The organism is Saccharicrinis carchari (genome assembly GCF_900182605.1).
Lineage (GTDB): Bacteria > Bacteroidota > Bacteroidia > Bacteroidales > Marinilabiliaceae > Saccharicrinis > Saccharicrinis carchari.
On record NZ_FXTB01000001.1, the window covers coordinates 902,769 to 920,048 of the forward strand.

Below are 17,280 nucleotides of genomic sequence, written 5' to 3' on the forward strand. Positions count from 1 at the left end.
TCATAGCTGACCCGCATAAGTAAATCCCTGGCCTTTATTAAAGCATAGGATGCTTATCTATTTTGCCTATTCTTCTTTAAATTATTTAAAGCTCCACATAATAAAAAAGGTATATTAATCAATTATATTGGCTTTGGTTTTACAATTTTATTTCCTCACCAAAAGGAAATGCCAACTCAAAAATATGACCTTCCATAAGCATTACCATTAGATTGCCCTCCCGATTAAGCATTAATTTATTTACGGAGGAGTTGCCCAGTTTATAACGGTAGATCAATTGACCCCCATCCGTATTTATGGCAAACACCTCACCATTTTTAGTACCTCCGTAGAGTACGCCATTCTGCTCAATCATGGGACATGGGTTATGCTCATAGCCAAAACCGCAATCCAAAGCCCATAGTTCACCTTTTTCCGGGATATCGGTGGGGTAAGCCACCACGGTATCGTTCATTAGCTTGGCAAACATATATTCTTTATCGGCCGACATGCCCATGGATTCGCGCACTTGATGCTCATTGGTGCGGTACAACTGCTTGCCGGTTTTCAGATCGAGAACGGTAAAATACCGGTCCGGCGCCACCAAAAACACTTTACCCTTAGCCACCGCCGGCACAACATTACCGGGTGAATAAAGGATAGCACCGTGTCCGTTGTTCCATTTCCAGTTCAGCTTTCCCGTGGTTTTGTCTACACAATACAAATGACGATCCCAGGCTCCAAATATTACCTCTTTATAGGTAACGCAAGGTTTTACCTGCACAAAACCCTCCACATCATTGAACTGCCAAACCAACGTGCCGTTTGATGCATTGATACTGGCCATGCCGCCTTTGCCAAGAGATATGAAAATTTGATCGCCATCCACCACCCCTTCACCAAAAATGGGATGAGCAAATTCTGTTTCCCATACGGGCATACCGTCGGCCACGTTAAATGCCCGCACTTTACCTTGTGAGGTTCCAACTATGAGCATATTTTTGTAAAACACCGGCGTACCGTATTGCGGGGTACCCAAATGGTGTTCCCAAAGCATTTGCTTATCGGTTTTGTTGATGCAGCGCAAATAGCCATCAGAGCTTAGCCAGGCCAACATGCCCGAAGGATGCATATCAAAACCACCCAAAACAGAAGCACTATCGGTATAGTCCCATTTTACCGCTACCCTTTCAAATTGTTTGTTGATATCGTAATTGGGTAGTTCCGATATGGACAAACCCTCAATTTGCTTTGATTCATGGATGTTCCAGGCAAACATCTGTTCCGGCGTTTGTCCCAACTTTTTCTCACTTACCCACACCGAATCGCCTTTAAGCTCTACGAGGTTATAGCCCTGGTCTGTTTTGTCGCGACTAAGCAGCGCACGGCCCATAATTCCGGTTATGCCGTTAAAATTCATCATTTGCAGTTTATGGCCATGCCCACAGAGGGCCATTTTAACATTTTGTTGTTTCAATGTTTCTGTTATTTCGGGCCAGTTGTCCAGTCCATCCGCCAAGGGATAGTGGGCCATAGCAATAATGTGTTTCGATTTATCGCCTGAGGACAGGGTCTTCTGTAACCAGGCCATATCTTCTTGCTTTACATGGCCGTCGCCCATTTTCATATAGGGGCCGGTATTGAATCCCACAAAACGATAGGTATCCTGATTAAAATCGAATCGATCGTCGCCGAATACCTTTTTATAGGTAGCACCTCCGGTTTCAGACCAATTGGTTTCGTGATTACCTGGTAATATATAATAGGGTTTGTTCAGGGAATCCAGGATGGCTTTTACCGCATTGAGCTCGGCATCGGAACCCATATTGGACAAATCGCCGGTGATGACCACAAAATTGGCATCACTGCGGTTTATTTCGCCTACTGCCCGGGCAAATACCATTTCGTTCTCGTTACCCGGAACAACATGAATGTCGGTAAGAAAAGCAAACTTTACCGAATCGGAGGATTGGCACGACCATAGCAATACGGATAAAAGCAGAAGAAGTATGGCTTTGGGATAGAAATGAACTTTCATAATTTTAAAATTAGTATCGGGTATCAAGAATATCAAGACATAACCTGTCCCGCCTTAGCAGGAAGTATCAAGTATCAAGATAAAAGTATCAACACAACCTGTTCTGCCATAGCGGAAGAGACAATAAGACTTAGGTGTGACGTCAACAAAGGCTACGTACGCTGTCGGGTCATAAAAAAGGCTGCCGAATATTAAGGCAGCCTTTTAGTATCAATTACAAAAAATTACTTAACCATTACTTTTTGTTTTACGGTTTGGCCGTTGGCTTTAACTCCTGAAATCACATACAGTCCTTTTAATCCGTCCACGTTAATTTCATTGGCATTGTTTATCGAATGAATTAACCTGCCCGATAGGTCGTAAAGATTTACTTTTGCCATTTCGGTATTGAATCTTACCACTCCCGTTGCCGGGTTATTTACCACAAATTTATCCGCAGCCAACTCACCGCCTACGGAAGTGCCCGGATCCATCGTAAGCTTATAACAAGCAATACCGTTGTTGGCTACCATCATAAACAATAGCACTTGCTCAGGCTGAACATCCACAGCAACCGGATAAGAAAAGGAAGTGTTTTTTTCGGAACCCATACCTAAGGCAGGTATGATACCCAGGGAAACGGCTGCCTCAAAACTACCACCGGGCAATTCAAATAATTCAAAAGCGTTTAAAGGTGTACCAGCCCAGTTGGTTGTAGGGGCAAACACAAAGTCGCGATCCTTGAACTGAAACCAACTACCACCTGAAACACCTTCCTGCTGCGTAGTCACCTCCCCGGTAAAGCTGGCCAGCATATTACCATCCATATCGAAAACCATAGGTTGTGTTCCATGTCCGTCAACCATAAAGGTAGTTTCATTTATTGGGAATAATTGGGGCGCAATCCCCAAGCTTACAGGGGCTCCCTCGGCCGGTGCGGGCACGGACTCTAACAGTTCAATGATGGTTGGTTCGGCAACAACAACGCCATTCACAAAATCCCAGCGCAGTACAAACTTATCGCTTGCAGCAGCGGTAATCAAATAACCATTTTTACCATCGGCAATGTCGCCGTAAAAATTCATACCATCACCTAGTCGCATTCCAGGATAAACTGCATCGCCCACATTGTGCCACATAAATAATGGGGTAACGGCATTTCCATTGTCCGGATCTACCATATAAGCCCTAAAATGGCCATTGGGCTCACCAGATTCTGCATCAACAGACTGGGTGTTGCCAGCCAAACTCGTAATAATAATCTTACCCGACTCGGTAACGGCAATACTGTTGATGGGCAAAGTTCCACCAGAAACATCTTCTGGTGCCAAAGTAATAGTTTCTGACGGAATTTCGAGACCTGTGGCCGCATCCAAAACAACAATCTTGTTGCCACCATTTCTGGATGCAATATAGATCTTACCATCCATGTGGGTCATTCCACGCTCTGTTGTTCCTCCCATCCATGCGGGTGCATCTCCCGGTATCCATTCTTCTTCCACCGGATCCCAAGTCGCATTACTTTGTTTACTATGATCCCATACTTTCTCGACCATGGGGGTCTGTGCAAAAGCTGTAAAGGTTAAAAACAGCCCTGTTAACAAAAGAGTAAAGTTTTTCATGACAATTAATTTTAGGTTAAACAAAACATGAATACAACAATAATATAATTGATAGATACGGGCAGGAAAACAGAGCCCTCCTGCCCATACATTTATTTTACTTGAATTTTAGCGTAGCTTCGTCCACTTCTGGTGTAAACCTCCACCAAATATACACCTGCAGGCAAACGCTCCACATTCAGCGTAGCTTTGTCCGAGCCCATATGCTCCATCATCATCAATTGCCCGGAGATAGAATGGATACGCACTGTTTTTATGGGTTCATCCGCATGTATATTGAGTATATTTTGTACCGGGTTGGGGAAAAGTTTAATCTCTGCATCACCATTTAACTGTGGAACGGAAGTACCGTTATCGGGTGCAAGGAATCTAAACTGATCGAAATATAAAGTACCTTTTTGCGCACCTCCCGTTACATATCGGAAATGAAAGCCATCCAAACGAAAATCGGTACCATCCAGCACGCCGTTTCCATTTACCCAGGCATACACCGGATCGTTACTCAAATCCCAGGAAATCAATTTCCAACCCATCCAATCTATGGAATACCAGGGACTGGCCTCATACTTTTGGTCGCCATCGCGAGCCATAAAGCGGAACTCGGTATTGGACCCATCGCCAAAAACATATACCTGCAATAAATCTTCGATATTGTATCTATTTGTATTTTGTGCAGCATCGGGGTGCAGATAGAGCCGTATGTAGGGTGCACCGACATCCATATCCCAACTATAGTTGAAACGCATACTTCCCTGGCTACCCTCCGAAAGGTTGGCCACGGAAGCATCATAGCTGCGATCGGTTTCTTCGGTTATGATACCAGCGGTAGAACCGGACTGTTGGGGTTGCCACCAGCCAGAGATAGTGCCATCAAACGGATCGATAAGGTTGATGCTACGTGGAGCAATGCTAGGCAGCGAAAAACTATAGCTGAATGCTTCCGTTGTATTGCCGTAAAAATCGGCAAGCCCAGCGGCCACATCAACTTGATAAGTGGCTTCCTGGTTTAAATCGATGGCAGGGAAAAAGTGGATTACACTCTGCCCGTTCACCACTTTATGCGTTACCTGACCCGTAACCATGTCCTCCGAAGGCATCAGTTTTAGGCTGACGGCATCGGCACCCACGGACGCGTCGTTAAGTTCTTCGTCATAAACCAAACGCAGGATGGGTCGCAATTCCGTTATGGCCGCATCTGTTGCAGGCCAGGAATCCATCAGCACAGGGGCATCGGTATCTTCGGCAGAAGTGGTGAATACCAATTGGTAATTACCACCCGCTATCCCATCTGCATCCCCATCGAGGAACTGATCAGTTAAAGTATTTTTTGCAATGCTTCCGTCTATCGTGAGTGTATATTGGGTAACAAATTCCAATCCGCTCATACTCACCTCAAGGGTAAAATCGTTCTGCCAATTATAAGTGAGCCCTACCAGTGCATCGCTGAGCGTAATGGCCGACTCCACGGAAGTTTTATCCATCTGCCGGCTAAAGGTAAACTGCAATTTGGTACCGGGTTTAAGCATCCCTAACTCGTTAGAAGGCTCCACCCCGGATACCAAAGGTGGAATAGTGCTTGTTAATTGAACATCGAGAAAACTCAGATTTTCGTGAGTACGTCCATTCGGGTTGGAATCCACATGAAGCATCATACTTTTGGTTTCGTGATTATCAGCGGTAAAAACCACCTCAACATCTGCTCCGGGCGTTAAGCCTTCTATGAAGTAAAAACCGTTTCGGAGTTCCTCAGGGTCGTTAGAGTACTGGTTAAACAAGGATTCGTAGGTGTCAGTAGTATATTGTTTGTCGGCAATGCTTACCGTAACTCCATTGATAGGCAGGCCACTGTCTGCATCCGTAATAATTCCGGTGGCAACGCCTATGGCAGGCCTATCGATGCCGCCCCACTCCAGGATGGAACGGAATGCAGACAAAGCTTCCAGTTTCTTCCATTCGGCATTGAGGTTTTTTTGTTGCTGTCCGGGATTGGTGTGAAAACCCGCCTCACTTAACAAAGATGCCATATTGGTGCGTCTGTTCACGGCAAGGTAAGGAAATTGATTGTCGTGGTGATATTCACCTCTCAGGTAAAAATTCCTGTCGGCCCAGTTGCCCCGGGTGTCGATTCGCATAACACCCGAGAGATCTGCATCAAGGATATCGCCCAGCGCCTTGCCCCCGTTGGGCTCCTTTTCAACGGTTACCCCATTGTTGGTCCAGCCCCCATGCAACATTAAAGTACTGTTAACCGAAGGCGATCCGGCATCGCTGTGTATAGAGTAATAAAAGTCGGCGCCCAATGTGTTGGCCAAATCAGTCCGGGCCGCCAATGTAATTTCATCCTGATCGCTTAGCCGGGATAAAAATACTTGTGAGATATCGGTTTGTTGCTCTAACATATCCCGTAAGGCCCAAGCCACGCGCAGCACTTTTTCCGCTTCGGAGTAATTGTACAATCCCATATTGCCGGTTTTATCATGACCGGGATCGATAAAAAGTGACCAGTCGCTCAACCCAATAATGGGTGCTTCCTGCGCTTTTAAATTAAAAGAACAGAGTGCTATAGTTATAAAAAAAAGTGATGGTATAACTTGTTTCATTTTTAATATCTTATTTGTATGCACCAACTTACGAACGCTTTGTTCAGGTCCGGCCAGGGGCACAGATTAATTATTTGTGTGTTTCGCTCAAGAGTCCGGGCTACGTTTCAACTATTAGCAGCCAAGCGTCACATCCTACCTCTACTTCAAACGGGCTTTATAAATAGCTCCATCGAGTGAGTTCTCAAATAATAGATATTTTCCGTCGCTGGATATATCCGGGTTCATGGCTACCATATCTTCTTTATCAAGCAGGGGCATATATTCGCCCGTTTGCACGTTAACTGTGTATAGCTTGCCGGAGGTTATTCTGGATCCATCGTCATCCACCATAGTAACCACTATATATATTCCATCAGGAGTCCAGCTAGCCTGCTCGCCCTTACCCAGTTTTTTAAGGTTTTGACCACTTACATCGGCCACGTACAATCCCAGACCACTCACTTGAAACACCACTTTGTTACCAGCCGGAGATATGGCACTATTGAAGACATAACGGCCTTTAAATTCGGGAAATTTAACCTCCACAGGCACCTTAGATGATGCCAGCACTGGCATAAGGGCACCACTGAATAAAATAGCTTCCTTTTGTGGTGTACCAGTATTTTTTAGCGCTGGTATACCCGATGATTTTTTTTCCATGTTTTTACCCAGCATCATGGCCACAAGGCCATCGCCATTGCTAAACACAGGTAAACCTTTTAAATTACGCGACTTTTCTAATATAAGGTGTTCCGTACCCACACGTACATCATAAAGCTTTACGTTGTGATACTTTCGAAAACCCTGTGAAAAAACAGAGCGAGCCAGGATAAACTTACTATCGAGTGACCAGGAGAAACCAAAGCCGGCGCCCGGGTCGGAAGTAAGCTTAGTCAGATTTTTTCCATCAGCGTCAACCACCCATATTCCATTGTGCTTATCACCCGAAAAAGCAATCATTTGGCCATCCGGCGACCAAACGGCATTCATGTATGATACTTCATCAGAAAAAAGAATTTTCACGGGCTCGTCCACAATACGTGGTTGCCCAAAGGCGGCGGATACAATGAAGCTAAGCGTTAAAAGTAAAAGGTAATTTTTCTTCATTGGAATCGTATTTAAATGAGTAAAGATTTATAAATTTTCCAATAGTTGTCATACAAATATAATAAAGTAATTATACAATCTCCAGACTTTCTTTACAATTTTTTACACATAATTTAAAAAGAATAATTCTTTGAATTATTGATACTTACACAAACTAATATTATGGTATAGTCCAAATTATTCAAAAACTTATCCATATTCATAGAAAAGCTACAAAGTAAATGTATGATAAGATATAAGCTACAGCATACTAAACATAAACACTCATTTTCAACAATATGCTAAAGAAACACTTGTACTACATCCTTTTAATCACCTTTAGTGTTTTTCTACCAAAATCTGAATCAATAGTCAGAAGGTACAGGCCTTTGCTGAGATTAGCTGAGGGAATCAAAAGGTTATGTCTGCCCTCCGGCTTATTACCCAGCTGCCATTTCATTATTGTATGACCGGTAAGATCGGTTAGATACAATTGAACAAATGATCCGGAAGGCAACTCATAAACCACATGAGTTTCGCCCTCCATCAAATAGGTTGGACAAGAAAGTGCATAAACCAATTTACCATGCGTGTGGATATCTGTTGTTAACAACGAAAATGTAGTTGCGGCAGACCAATCTGTTTTAGAATTGTATCCATAATGGGCTCTTGCCCTCAGATAGTAATTACCCTCTTCCAGGTTATCGAAGGTTACGGTATAGATATTGGCCTCCACGGTTTTTACCTTTATATTGGTAAACGGAAAGGTAGCTACCGGCGACAATTCTATCCTAAAACCTGAAGCCAGTTCATCGTCTTCCCAAATTACCTGCACACTATTCCCTTCTAGGTCTGCACCGTTTTGCGGCGAAATAAACACAGGAACCGAGGCAGGGCTCTGTATCGTTGAGAATGAGCGCACCTGGGACCAAACGGAGGTAAAATCATCTTTGGAGGCTGAAACCCGCAAGTAATAGGTGGCATAAGAAACTAAAGTACCACCGGGTACTTGATATTGTAATCCTTGTACACTTTCTAAATCCAATACATTATTTGTAAAGGAATTGTTTGTAGCGATCTGAATATGATAATTATAATCCGTGCCAAATGATTCCCATTCGATAATAGGTCTTAGATCAACCTCCGCGGCATTGGCTAAGGGCTGGAGAATAACGGGTTTGGGTGGCGAAACAAGCTCAAAGGATCGGGTTGCAGAAACGGCATCTGCTGTACCCACCATCCGGGTTCGTACCCTCCAATAATAGGTATTGCCTTCTGCTAAAGAAATATTTTCGGCTGAAAAAGTGGCGGCGGGTATCTCCCTTCTACATATCACTTGTTCAAATCCATTATCCGATGCCAGCTCAAATACATAACCAACAGCACCTTCCACTGGTGTCCAGCTAAAAGAAAAGGGAAGAAAAGCAGCAGACATGTCTGCCGGATACGAAAGCTCTGCAGCCACATTTGACAGCGGCGTATGCCCCATCAAGGCAGGTGTAAACTCATTCCCAAACCTATCCATCACTGCCACACCAAAAGTATGCGTATCCATCAGATCAGTATATTCGGATAAGTCGAAATTTTTATCGTACGAAATGCCCAACAAGTGATGGTTAGTGCTAAAGGCCATGGGATTATTTACCTGCTCGTTGGGTATGGCATAAACTACGTAGCGCTCATTGGTTTCTACACAATCCCATTTAAAAACATTGCCTTCGAGCCTTAGGTTGTTGGGCACACTTTTTTCTACATACGATTTCCAATGGATGGCCGGAGGCAATGATTTGTACTGAAATTCGTTGGCCGTAAGATAATTGGTAAAACCTTGCGTTGAAAACTGAGCCGCCCGGAAGAATACGCTTCCCGGTGCATCGTTTTTGTCGGATATACGGTTCCAATAAATTTGCAGTCCCCACTCGGTGGGTGCCGCTTTAAGGCTTGCGTCCTCTGCTTGTGCCATATATTCGATCATGGACAGGCCCTTGAGAAATGAAAAGTCCGCTGAAGTAGATTTTAATTTACCCAATGCCGCATAATTAGAAGGTTCGAGGCCCGACAAGCTGTGGCTGGAATAAAAATGACGCTTGAATCTGGTGGAGAGGTCGGACCACCAGGGAGCCAGCTTTTTATAATCCTGCCCGCTACTGGTTGTAGGCCAGTACAACTGCGGCGACACATAATCCACCGTACCCTTCTCCAACCAGGCCACCGGATCGCAATAAATGGAGGCATAAGCGTTCATACCAGTAATACCCTCGGGCAGCGTTATGCCGCGCGCGGCGGCCACATTTTGGTCGGTGGTCCATATCCCAAAAGGAGACAATCCGAATGTTACCCACGGTTTTACGGTTTGAATGGTCGCATAAACATCGGCCACCATTTCATTTACATTGGCCCGCCGCCAATCGTGCAGATCCATGCCTATCGGCTTATATAAATTTTGCGAATACTGATCCAAGGCAGTTGGCGTTCCCCCATAAGCATAGAAGTAATCGTCAAATACCACACCATCTACATCGTAATTTTGCACCACCTCTTTAACGATGTCCACGATACGTTGGCGCACGTCCGGATTTCCGGGATCGAGGATAGCACCGCCGCCAGAGTATTCCAACACCCATTCGGGGTGGCTTTGGCGGTAGTCACCGGCCTTTCCGGCATATTTCCCCACTGTTGATTCGAACCTGTAGGGGTTCATCCAGGCATGCACCTCAATGCCCCGTTTATGACATTCATCTATCACAAATTGCAGGGGATCATAATCCAAGGTGAAATCCGAATTCATTCGGCGGTCTGTTATTAAATGTGCCGACCAAGGTTCATAAGTTGATGGGTACATAGCATCGCATTCGGACCGTATCTGAAAGTTAATGGCATTGATGTTGGATGACGCTAAACGGTTTAAAATAGTTATCAGATGACTTTTTTGCTGATTAATGTAATAGGTTTGCGAACCGGTAACCGGAATCTTTGTTGAGGGCCAGTCCAAGCCCCAAACCGTGGTCAACCAAGCCGAGCGCATTTCGCGCTTAGGCGAATCGCCTGCCTTAACATCCAAATTAAACAGTAAAATTAAACCCAAAAACAGAGCCACAGTGCGAAATATGTTCATTTTCAAAAGTGTTATTGTTAGTATTAATTAATATTGTTCTTCCTATTTCTTAAGCAGTTTTCCGTTGATTTTTCCGTGCTTCCCAAGTATCGAATACATGTACATTCCCTTGTGGAGCATATTTAGATTGATATAGGCTGGTGCCGAATTGTTGCCAAAATGTATTTGTCGGGTTAAAACAAGCTGACCGCTTATTTTATAAACATTTAAATTAACCAAACCCATATCCTTTACGCCAGCTATGTAAACACCATCCCGGATAGGGTTAGGATAAATCAGATATGGCTGCGACTTATTAACAGTTGGTATTGCTGTGCCCGGATCCGCTTCGGGATAGGTCACCTTGAGCGCTTTAAGATAGAAAGCACTCTGGTAGGTTTCGCCCTTTACATAAGCGGGGTCTTTTTCTACGGTCAACCTCAAATCTTTAAAAAACAAGGGATAATCGACCTGTTGGATATCGCCCACCCGTATAGGTGATTTAAACACTTGCTTATCGCTACCAACGAACGACGGTATGGAGGATATTCCTGCAGGATGGTCGAGCGACATGATGAACGATGCTTTGTAACCATTACCCGTTGCTTCGAGCAACAAGGAATCGGGCATGCCATAAAGCTGCATCCGGCGCGACAGGTTGATGTATGCTGTCCTTCGGGCGTACGTCATGGTGTACGCTACTTCAAGCATCTCTTCTCCCAACGTTTCATGCATCACGCGCGATAAGGTAACATCGTTAAGCCAACTGCTTGTAACAGTCCATAAGGATGGATCCGAAAAATCATCTATCATGATATGGCCTCTGCCCACCTCTACATGAACCGTACAAAAATCCTCAAAGCTTTGGTCCTGGGTGGCTACCCTAATACTTACCACGCCATCCTGCAGGCCTCTAAAAACACCGTTGGCATCTACTGTACCAATGCCTGGATCCAGGGATTCAAACATGAGCAAATCATTACTGACCAAATATTTTACGCCATCTTTATCTGCTCCATAAACCTCAAACTTATACTCATTCAGGTGATCGATAGTGAGATTGTCCAACGAAAAGGAGAGGCCGGATGCAGGCAGCACCTTAACCCAAACCGTTTCTGTTTTACCTTGCCACTGTGCAATTATTTTCCCGCTACCGGAACCCGTGGCAGTAAACAATCCATTGGCATCAACCGAGCCAATAGCGCCTTCTACCTGATAAGTTATACCGGAGGCATTTCGGTAGTCCACCACATCGCCATATTGGTTATACGTACTTGCATTTAACTGATATTTATTTCCGAAGGGTACCCTGACATAATGGGCATTCAGGCTAAAATCCGCCGCCGGTGCCAGGGGTGCTTCGGAAATAAACAACAGCGCATTGGCCACGCGCCTCTCCGAACCATCGGAGGACACATTGGCCACCTGGTTATGTACAACCATGGAAGATGAACCTCCACCATCCAAATTAATGGCATTGGCGGCACCCGATAACAGCTGCAGTTCTGCCAATTGTTTGGTTGTAACCCCCATGGATTCTGCAGAACGACCTTCGACCATAATCAGGTAAAGTGTATTTTTATCCGCAGAGTACCCTAGGGAAGTCCTTGGATGCAATTGTGGCCAATCATCCGGATTTATTGTGCCATCGATCAAAATTTGCCGATTACCCCCAATCATGTTTTTTATTGGCGGTAAAGTACCGCCACCCTTAATGCTAAGGTCTATATCAATTTCCAAGGTTTCGCCAACCGACATACCGTCGAGCAATGCCTTGGCAGTTCCGTGCCCAGATAATATTGCCTCTCCGGGCATCAGGGTGTTAGAACCCTTACCTACTATTATTTCTTTAACGGTTAACGTCACCCTGTCGTTAATGGCCCAGCTTCCGTTTTTCAGTTCTAACACTACTTCGGTACCGTAATTGTTCGTTTTGGTTGTACTTCCGTTAAACTGGTTGAATAGAATCAATTGGTTGGTACCACGTGCTGCATTCACATTATCAATCGGAATATCTTGTCCCTTATATTTTAAGTTCCCCTGATAAGCCAATACATTAATAAAGGGGTGTTTATCAAAATCAAAAGCCACCACAGAGCGACTCGTATGCGGTTTTTTAGCCAGCTGTCCGTTTGTAGCATGACCATTGACCGGCAAGCCGATATCTAAACCTGATGTGGTATAAAAATCGCCGTTGATAGCCGCCACGACACGGTGTCCCGGCCGGGTTTTCCGGATGGCCATTTTAGAAGGAGCTTCCAGGTTGCGAAGCGAATCGTGGCTCAAGTTGGACAGCACTTTTAGGTAGGGATTGCTTAGGTCAATTTCGGTTACATGTACATTGAGCGGCACATCCGGGAAACGATAGGAGGTGTACATGCTGCCCAAACCCACATCATGTTTAAATATAACGGTATCTACCCGTTGTTTGGCACCGAGAAAAAACAGACTGTCCTGGGTAGTACCAATTTGAAATACGAAAAACAGAGATAAGATAAAGAGTAGAATGTGTTTCATGGTGAGATTTTAAGATTTGAGGTTTTTAGCTAAGAGACCAATAGAGAAGGGATATGGAGCGAAGCGACATCCCGCCTCTTTTAGTTTAATTTCGGCGGAAAGAGGTTAGCCATCTGGGGCGAAGCACATCCCGCCACCCAATGTTTAAATAGGCGGGAAGCTATTTTAATCACTCGGAGGAAGGGATATTTTATTTTTCCCTCCCCCAAATTAAAAATTGCTATTGCTTAACGCAAGGTTTGGTCTATGGCAATACCATAGGCTTCTACGCCTTCTATATAATATTCAATATTAGCAGAAACAGGATCGGCCAAAGGTACTCTTTTAATACCCGAACGATACATCGGATTTTCCGTATAAAATGTTTCGGGATCGACACCTTCGGGTACCTCGGGGCCACGATAGGCCCAATAAAGATACTCGCCGTCGATGGCCATGCCGGTCACAAACAAGGCTTCCACACCGCCTTCACCATCCGTATTGTCGATGCTTCGGTAATTCATGATAGTTCTGTCCCTTTCTTCGGACAAGATGTAACGACGCACCCTGAACGCTGCCTGGTCGGAGTAATAAAGCACCTGGTTCGCCTCGTCGAATACCATGCCGCGTATTTGTCTGTTGGAGAGTATTCTTCCGGCCGCCGGAACAGGATCGGACTCTACCCTGTCGCGACCCAGTATATCTGCCTCTTCGAACCGGAATACGCCGGCTCCCAGGGTATGCTTACCCCACCACCAAAGGCCGTTGGCTTTTAAGAAGGGGCCGTTTTGATTACCCCAGGAGATACCATTGCCATAATATCCCAGCCAGGTATTCTGGAACACATAAGGCTCTGCACCTTCGGGCTGTCCGCTATCGGCCTGGCGTACCAGTTTGGAATTACGGGTGCTTATAGGAATCTTCATCACCCCGTTGCGGCGATCGGACCAGTATATCTGTCCGGCCTCCTCATCGATATAACCATAATAAAAATCCAGGAAGGTATTACCTCCAAAATTATTAATAATATTCTCTTTACCGGAGCCATCAACCGGTATGGCAAATATTTCGCCATCGCCTGCGGTAGCAAAAAAATCTGCCCCCACATAACCGGTAAAAGTACCGGCATCAAAAACATATAAACGATCGCCGCTAAACTGCAAGGAAAGCGGATGCTTACCGGACCTAAAGCCCATATCAAAAGCTCCGTTTAGGGCAGGATCAATACCATCAATTAGTTTCGATGCCATTATGTTTCCTTCTTTTACAGCGTAGTATAGGGTTTTAACCGGCTTGTCGTAATTTACGGATACGTTCACATTAATAGGGTCCAGATTCTTTTCGCCCAGCTTAACTGCCAAAGCCACTTTCTGGCTCCCTATGGTGCCAAAGGTTACGGTAGGTGATTTAGCACTGGAGTTAAAATTATCGTCTATCGCTTCGCCCTGCGTACCTCTTGGGAAGGTCCACTGATAACTCACTTTGAGGTTTTCCGGATTGAGTATCTGTACATCAAAGGACACCTCCGACTGTTTATAGACAATAGATGGGTCAGTTGAAGAAAAAGTAACCACTGGTACTATATCGCTAATCATGATGTTTTTTTGAGCTTGATACTCCCCCCCATCAACTATTAACTTTACCTTATAATTACCAGGTTCGGTATATTTGTATACAGGATCCCTTTCTGTCGAACTCCCACCGTCGCCAAAATCCCACTCGAAGCTGGTACCCAGGATCGATTTGTTGATAAAATTTATTTCCTCTCCTATCACATAATGGATTGAGCTGGATGTATAGGTAAAATCAACCCCTTCGCTTGCAAACTCCTCCGTTTTAATATCATTTTCGCAAGCGTTATATCCCACCAGGGTGGCAATCATCAGCATCAAGTACAATGTTTTATATAAATTTTTCATCGTATCATCTTTTATCCGTTATTTACTAATTTACCGAAATTATCTTCTCCTCGGAAAAATTGAGGATGTCATTGCCATTTACCACCCCAAACTTTGAGATCAGTTTGTACGACTTGGTATAATTTGCTTTGTACTTAAAATCGATAGGGTCGTAAACCAACTCTTTCAATTCCACTTGCCGCAACCACCCGAGCAATACGGAACCCGAGCCTTCCTTCACCACCTTTGTGCTGATTACCTCTCCCGTAACCGGATCGGTTTCTTCCACCGTGTCAAAATTCGTATCAAAAGTATCTTCGTCAGTCAACTCAAACCTTACCACCAGCACATCTTTTAGCAGCTCATAGTCCATAGAAGCAAACAAACCGGCATAAAAGGCATCGATAACCGAAGGGGGAAAAAACTTGTCTATTTGTTGCTGATTGTATTCTAAGGGATTTTCGACCTGAACCTGCGACAAAGTAAAACTAATGGGGAATGATCCATTGATAACATACGCCCTTTTATCCGGATCGTAGTTATCGGCATGATGATCAAATGCTTGTATCATCTCCGGTACACGAGCCTCCAGCATCGAATCTAAAGTGAAGCTGAAATTATTTATGCCGGATATAATATCAAACTTAAACTCCGTTTCGATGCCGTACCAAAGCCCCAAGGCTTTAAATTGGTCGTCCACAGACCAGTACTCGGCATAAAAATCGACCATTGCCCCTGCCTTGCTGTTGGTATTGGGCACTTCGTAATACACGTTGGCAGCAAAATTCCCCGTGCGCACTACGTCGCCTATGGGATCATTGATTTCGCATGCATTAAGCAACAATAAAACGGCAATCAGCTCTCCAAAATATTTTATTTTCTGTTTCATTTTTATACTTTTTTATCGTTTACCAGCCCCTTACTGCCGCCCCCATATCATTGGTTTCTTTAACCATTCAGGGTTACGGAAAGCACCCAATTTCTCCAACTGGGTACGATTGTATTTTTCTTCCGTCTCGGGATCGTAATTAAGCCGTTGAATCCAGGTATTTTCGTCGCCCCAATAGGCTTCGTATAAATTATGCGGACGGTTCAAGCCCGGATATATAGCACGTTCATCATACTGGATTCCGTTACCCTCGTTACTGTAGGCATACCTTCGCAGATCGTTCCATTGCTCGGGTTGCAGGTACATGGCTATATATTTTTCGCGCATAATATGGCTCAGGTTTAAGTTAGCCGTACCAGGCACCACCGATGAGTTCAGCATGTACGCATCGATAACGGTCGCAGGCACCCCCATACGATTCATATGATAACGGGTACCCATCTTCATGTGATCGAGTGCTTTGGTTTTATCGCCGGCCCAATAGGCTGCCTCGGCTACAATAAAATGGAGTTCGCCCTTGGTGAGCAAGCAGATGGTAGAGGTATCGGTGGTAAGGCTTTTGTCATAGAACTCCGGATACCAGTTAATTTGATGTGTTGCCGGCATACCTATATTGTTTTCGAGATAGCGGTAAGTAGTATCAATACCTTTTCCTTCGTCGCCTCTTGCCTTCATCAAATACTTCAATCTGGGATCCGGCGAGGTTTCTGATTGTGGATCGTACATCAACATGTTTTCCATCAGAAATTTCGAGGGTATTGCGCCATCCAGGTCATTGGCTCTGCTTTCCCAGCTGTTTACCGGGCGATTGGTTCTTCCCCAAAAGCAATTTTTCTCTACACTATTGCCACCGTCGAACTTGTAGTTAGGATCAACCCATCCGTTCAGTGCATTTTCGCCGGCCACAATAATCCGGTTGCAAATGTCGGCATTGGTATTGATATTGGGTAAGTTTCGCAACAATATACGGGCTTTTACGGCATAGGCCAGTTGTTTCCACTTGGCCATGTCGCCTCCATAAATCCTGTCTTGCTTTTTTGTCATAGGCTGATTGGATGCCTTAAGCACATCAGAGGATGCAAACAAGGCAATCAGCTCCTCCGCCTCGTTCTCCATCCATTCGTATATACTCTCTTGTGATTCATATACCGGGTTTTCGGTATAAGCCGTTGTTAAAGGCATATCGCCAAAAATATCCGTTGTTTGTTGTACCGACAGCAATCTGATTAAGCGCGTAACGGCAAGGTAGTTAACAGAACCATCTGCCTGGGCGTAACGAACCACATTATTGGCGTTGGATCCCACATCGAAAAAATGACGGCGCCATTGCGGATGACGGTTCATGCCCATAAACTCCCAGCCACTGCGATAGGCATAGGCCCCTGTTTGGCTTCGGCCTGCCGTGGTAAGACACTGGCTCAGATAAGTGCCGTACTCGCTATGGTCGTAGTTCTGCAATACCGCATAAAACAGCACCGTAGGCATTACCAAATCCATTGACACTTCCACAGGGCGATCGGGATCCAGGTTGTCGCCCAAAAAATCATCACAAGAGGTTAATGGACCCAGCGCGACAATTAAAACCACTATATAATTTAAATACTTCATTGTTGGCTA

General features: G+C 44.8%; 9 protein-coding genes. All 9 read right to left on the minus strand.

Annotated elements, in window-relative coordinates:
• Positions 1–139: 139 nt before the first annotated feature.
• The 9 genes from FN809_RS03220 to FN809_RS03260 all read right to left on the minus strand — a co-directional run bounded on the left by FN809_RS03220 (position 140) and on the right by FN809_RS03260 (position 17,271).
• On the minus strand, positions 140–2,017 hold the full coding sequence (locus tag FN809_RS03220; protein ID WP_142532016.1) for an outer membrane protein assembly factor BamB family protein: 1,878 nt from the start codon (positions 2,015–2,017) through the stop codon (positions 140–142).
• A gap of 224 nt (positions 2,018–2,241) precedes the next feature.
• Positions 2,242–3,618 (minus strand): T9SS type A sorting domain-containing protein, encoded by a 1,377-nt coding sequence (locus tag FN809_RS03225; protein WP_142532017.1) that lies wholly within the window; start codon positions 3,616–3,618, stop codon positions 2,242–2,244.
• 92 nt (positions 3,619–3,710) lie between these two features.
• A complete protein-coding gene (locus FN809_RS03230) occupies positions 3,711–6,218 on the minus strand; it encodes an Ig-like domain-containing protein (RefSeq protein ID WP_142532018.1) in 2,508 nt (835 codons plus the stop codon).
• A gap of 141 nt (positions 6,219–6,359) precedes the next feature.
• Positions 6,360–7,307: a TolB family protein gene (locus tag FN809_RS03235; protein ID WP_142532019.1), complete on the minus strand. Its 948-nt coding sequence runs from the start codon at positions 7,305–7,307 to the stop codon at positions 6,360–6,362.
• Positions 7,308–7,605: 298 nt separating this feature from the next.
• The gene (locus FN809_RS03240; RefSeq protein ID WP_142532020.1) at positions 7,606–10,401 is read right to left on the minus strand and encodes a family 10 glycosylhydrolase; all 2,796 of its coding nucleotides are present in this window, start codon (positions 10,399–10,401) and stop codon (positions 7,606–7,608) included.
• Between the two features lie 42 nt (positions 10,402–10,443).
• Positions 10,444–12,897, minus strand: a complete 2,454-nt coding sequence (locus FN809_RS03245) for a phosphodiester glycosidase family protein (RefSeq protein WP_142532021.1) — start codon at positions 12,895–12,897, stop codon at positions 10,444–10,446.
• 227 nt (positions 12,898–13,124) lie between these two features.
• On the minus strand, positions 13,125–14,795 hold the full coding sequence (locus FN809_RS03250; RefSeq protein WP_142532022.1) for a PKD domain-containing protein: 1,671 nt from the start codon (positions 14,793–14,795) through the stop codon (positions 13,125–13,127).
• 25 nt (positions 14,796–14,820) lie between these two features.
• Positions 14,821–15,663, minus strand: coding sequence for a hypothetical protein (locus FN809_RS03255; protein ID WP_142532023.1), 843 nt, complete (start codon positions 15,661–15,663; stop codon positions 14,821–14,823).
• Positions 15,664–15,693: 30 nt separating this feature from the next.
• Positions 15,694–17,271: a SusD/RagB family nutrient-binding outer membrane lipoprotein gene (locus FN809_RS03260; protein ID WP_142532024.1), complete on the minus strand. Its 1,578-nt coding sequence runs from the start codon at positions 17,269–17,271 to the stop codon at positions 15,694–15,696.
• Between the last annotated feature and the right edge of the window lie 9 nt (positions 17,272–17,280).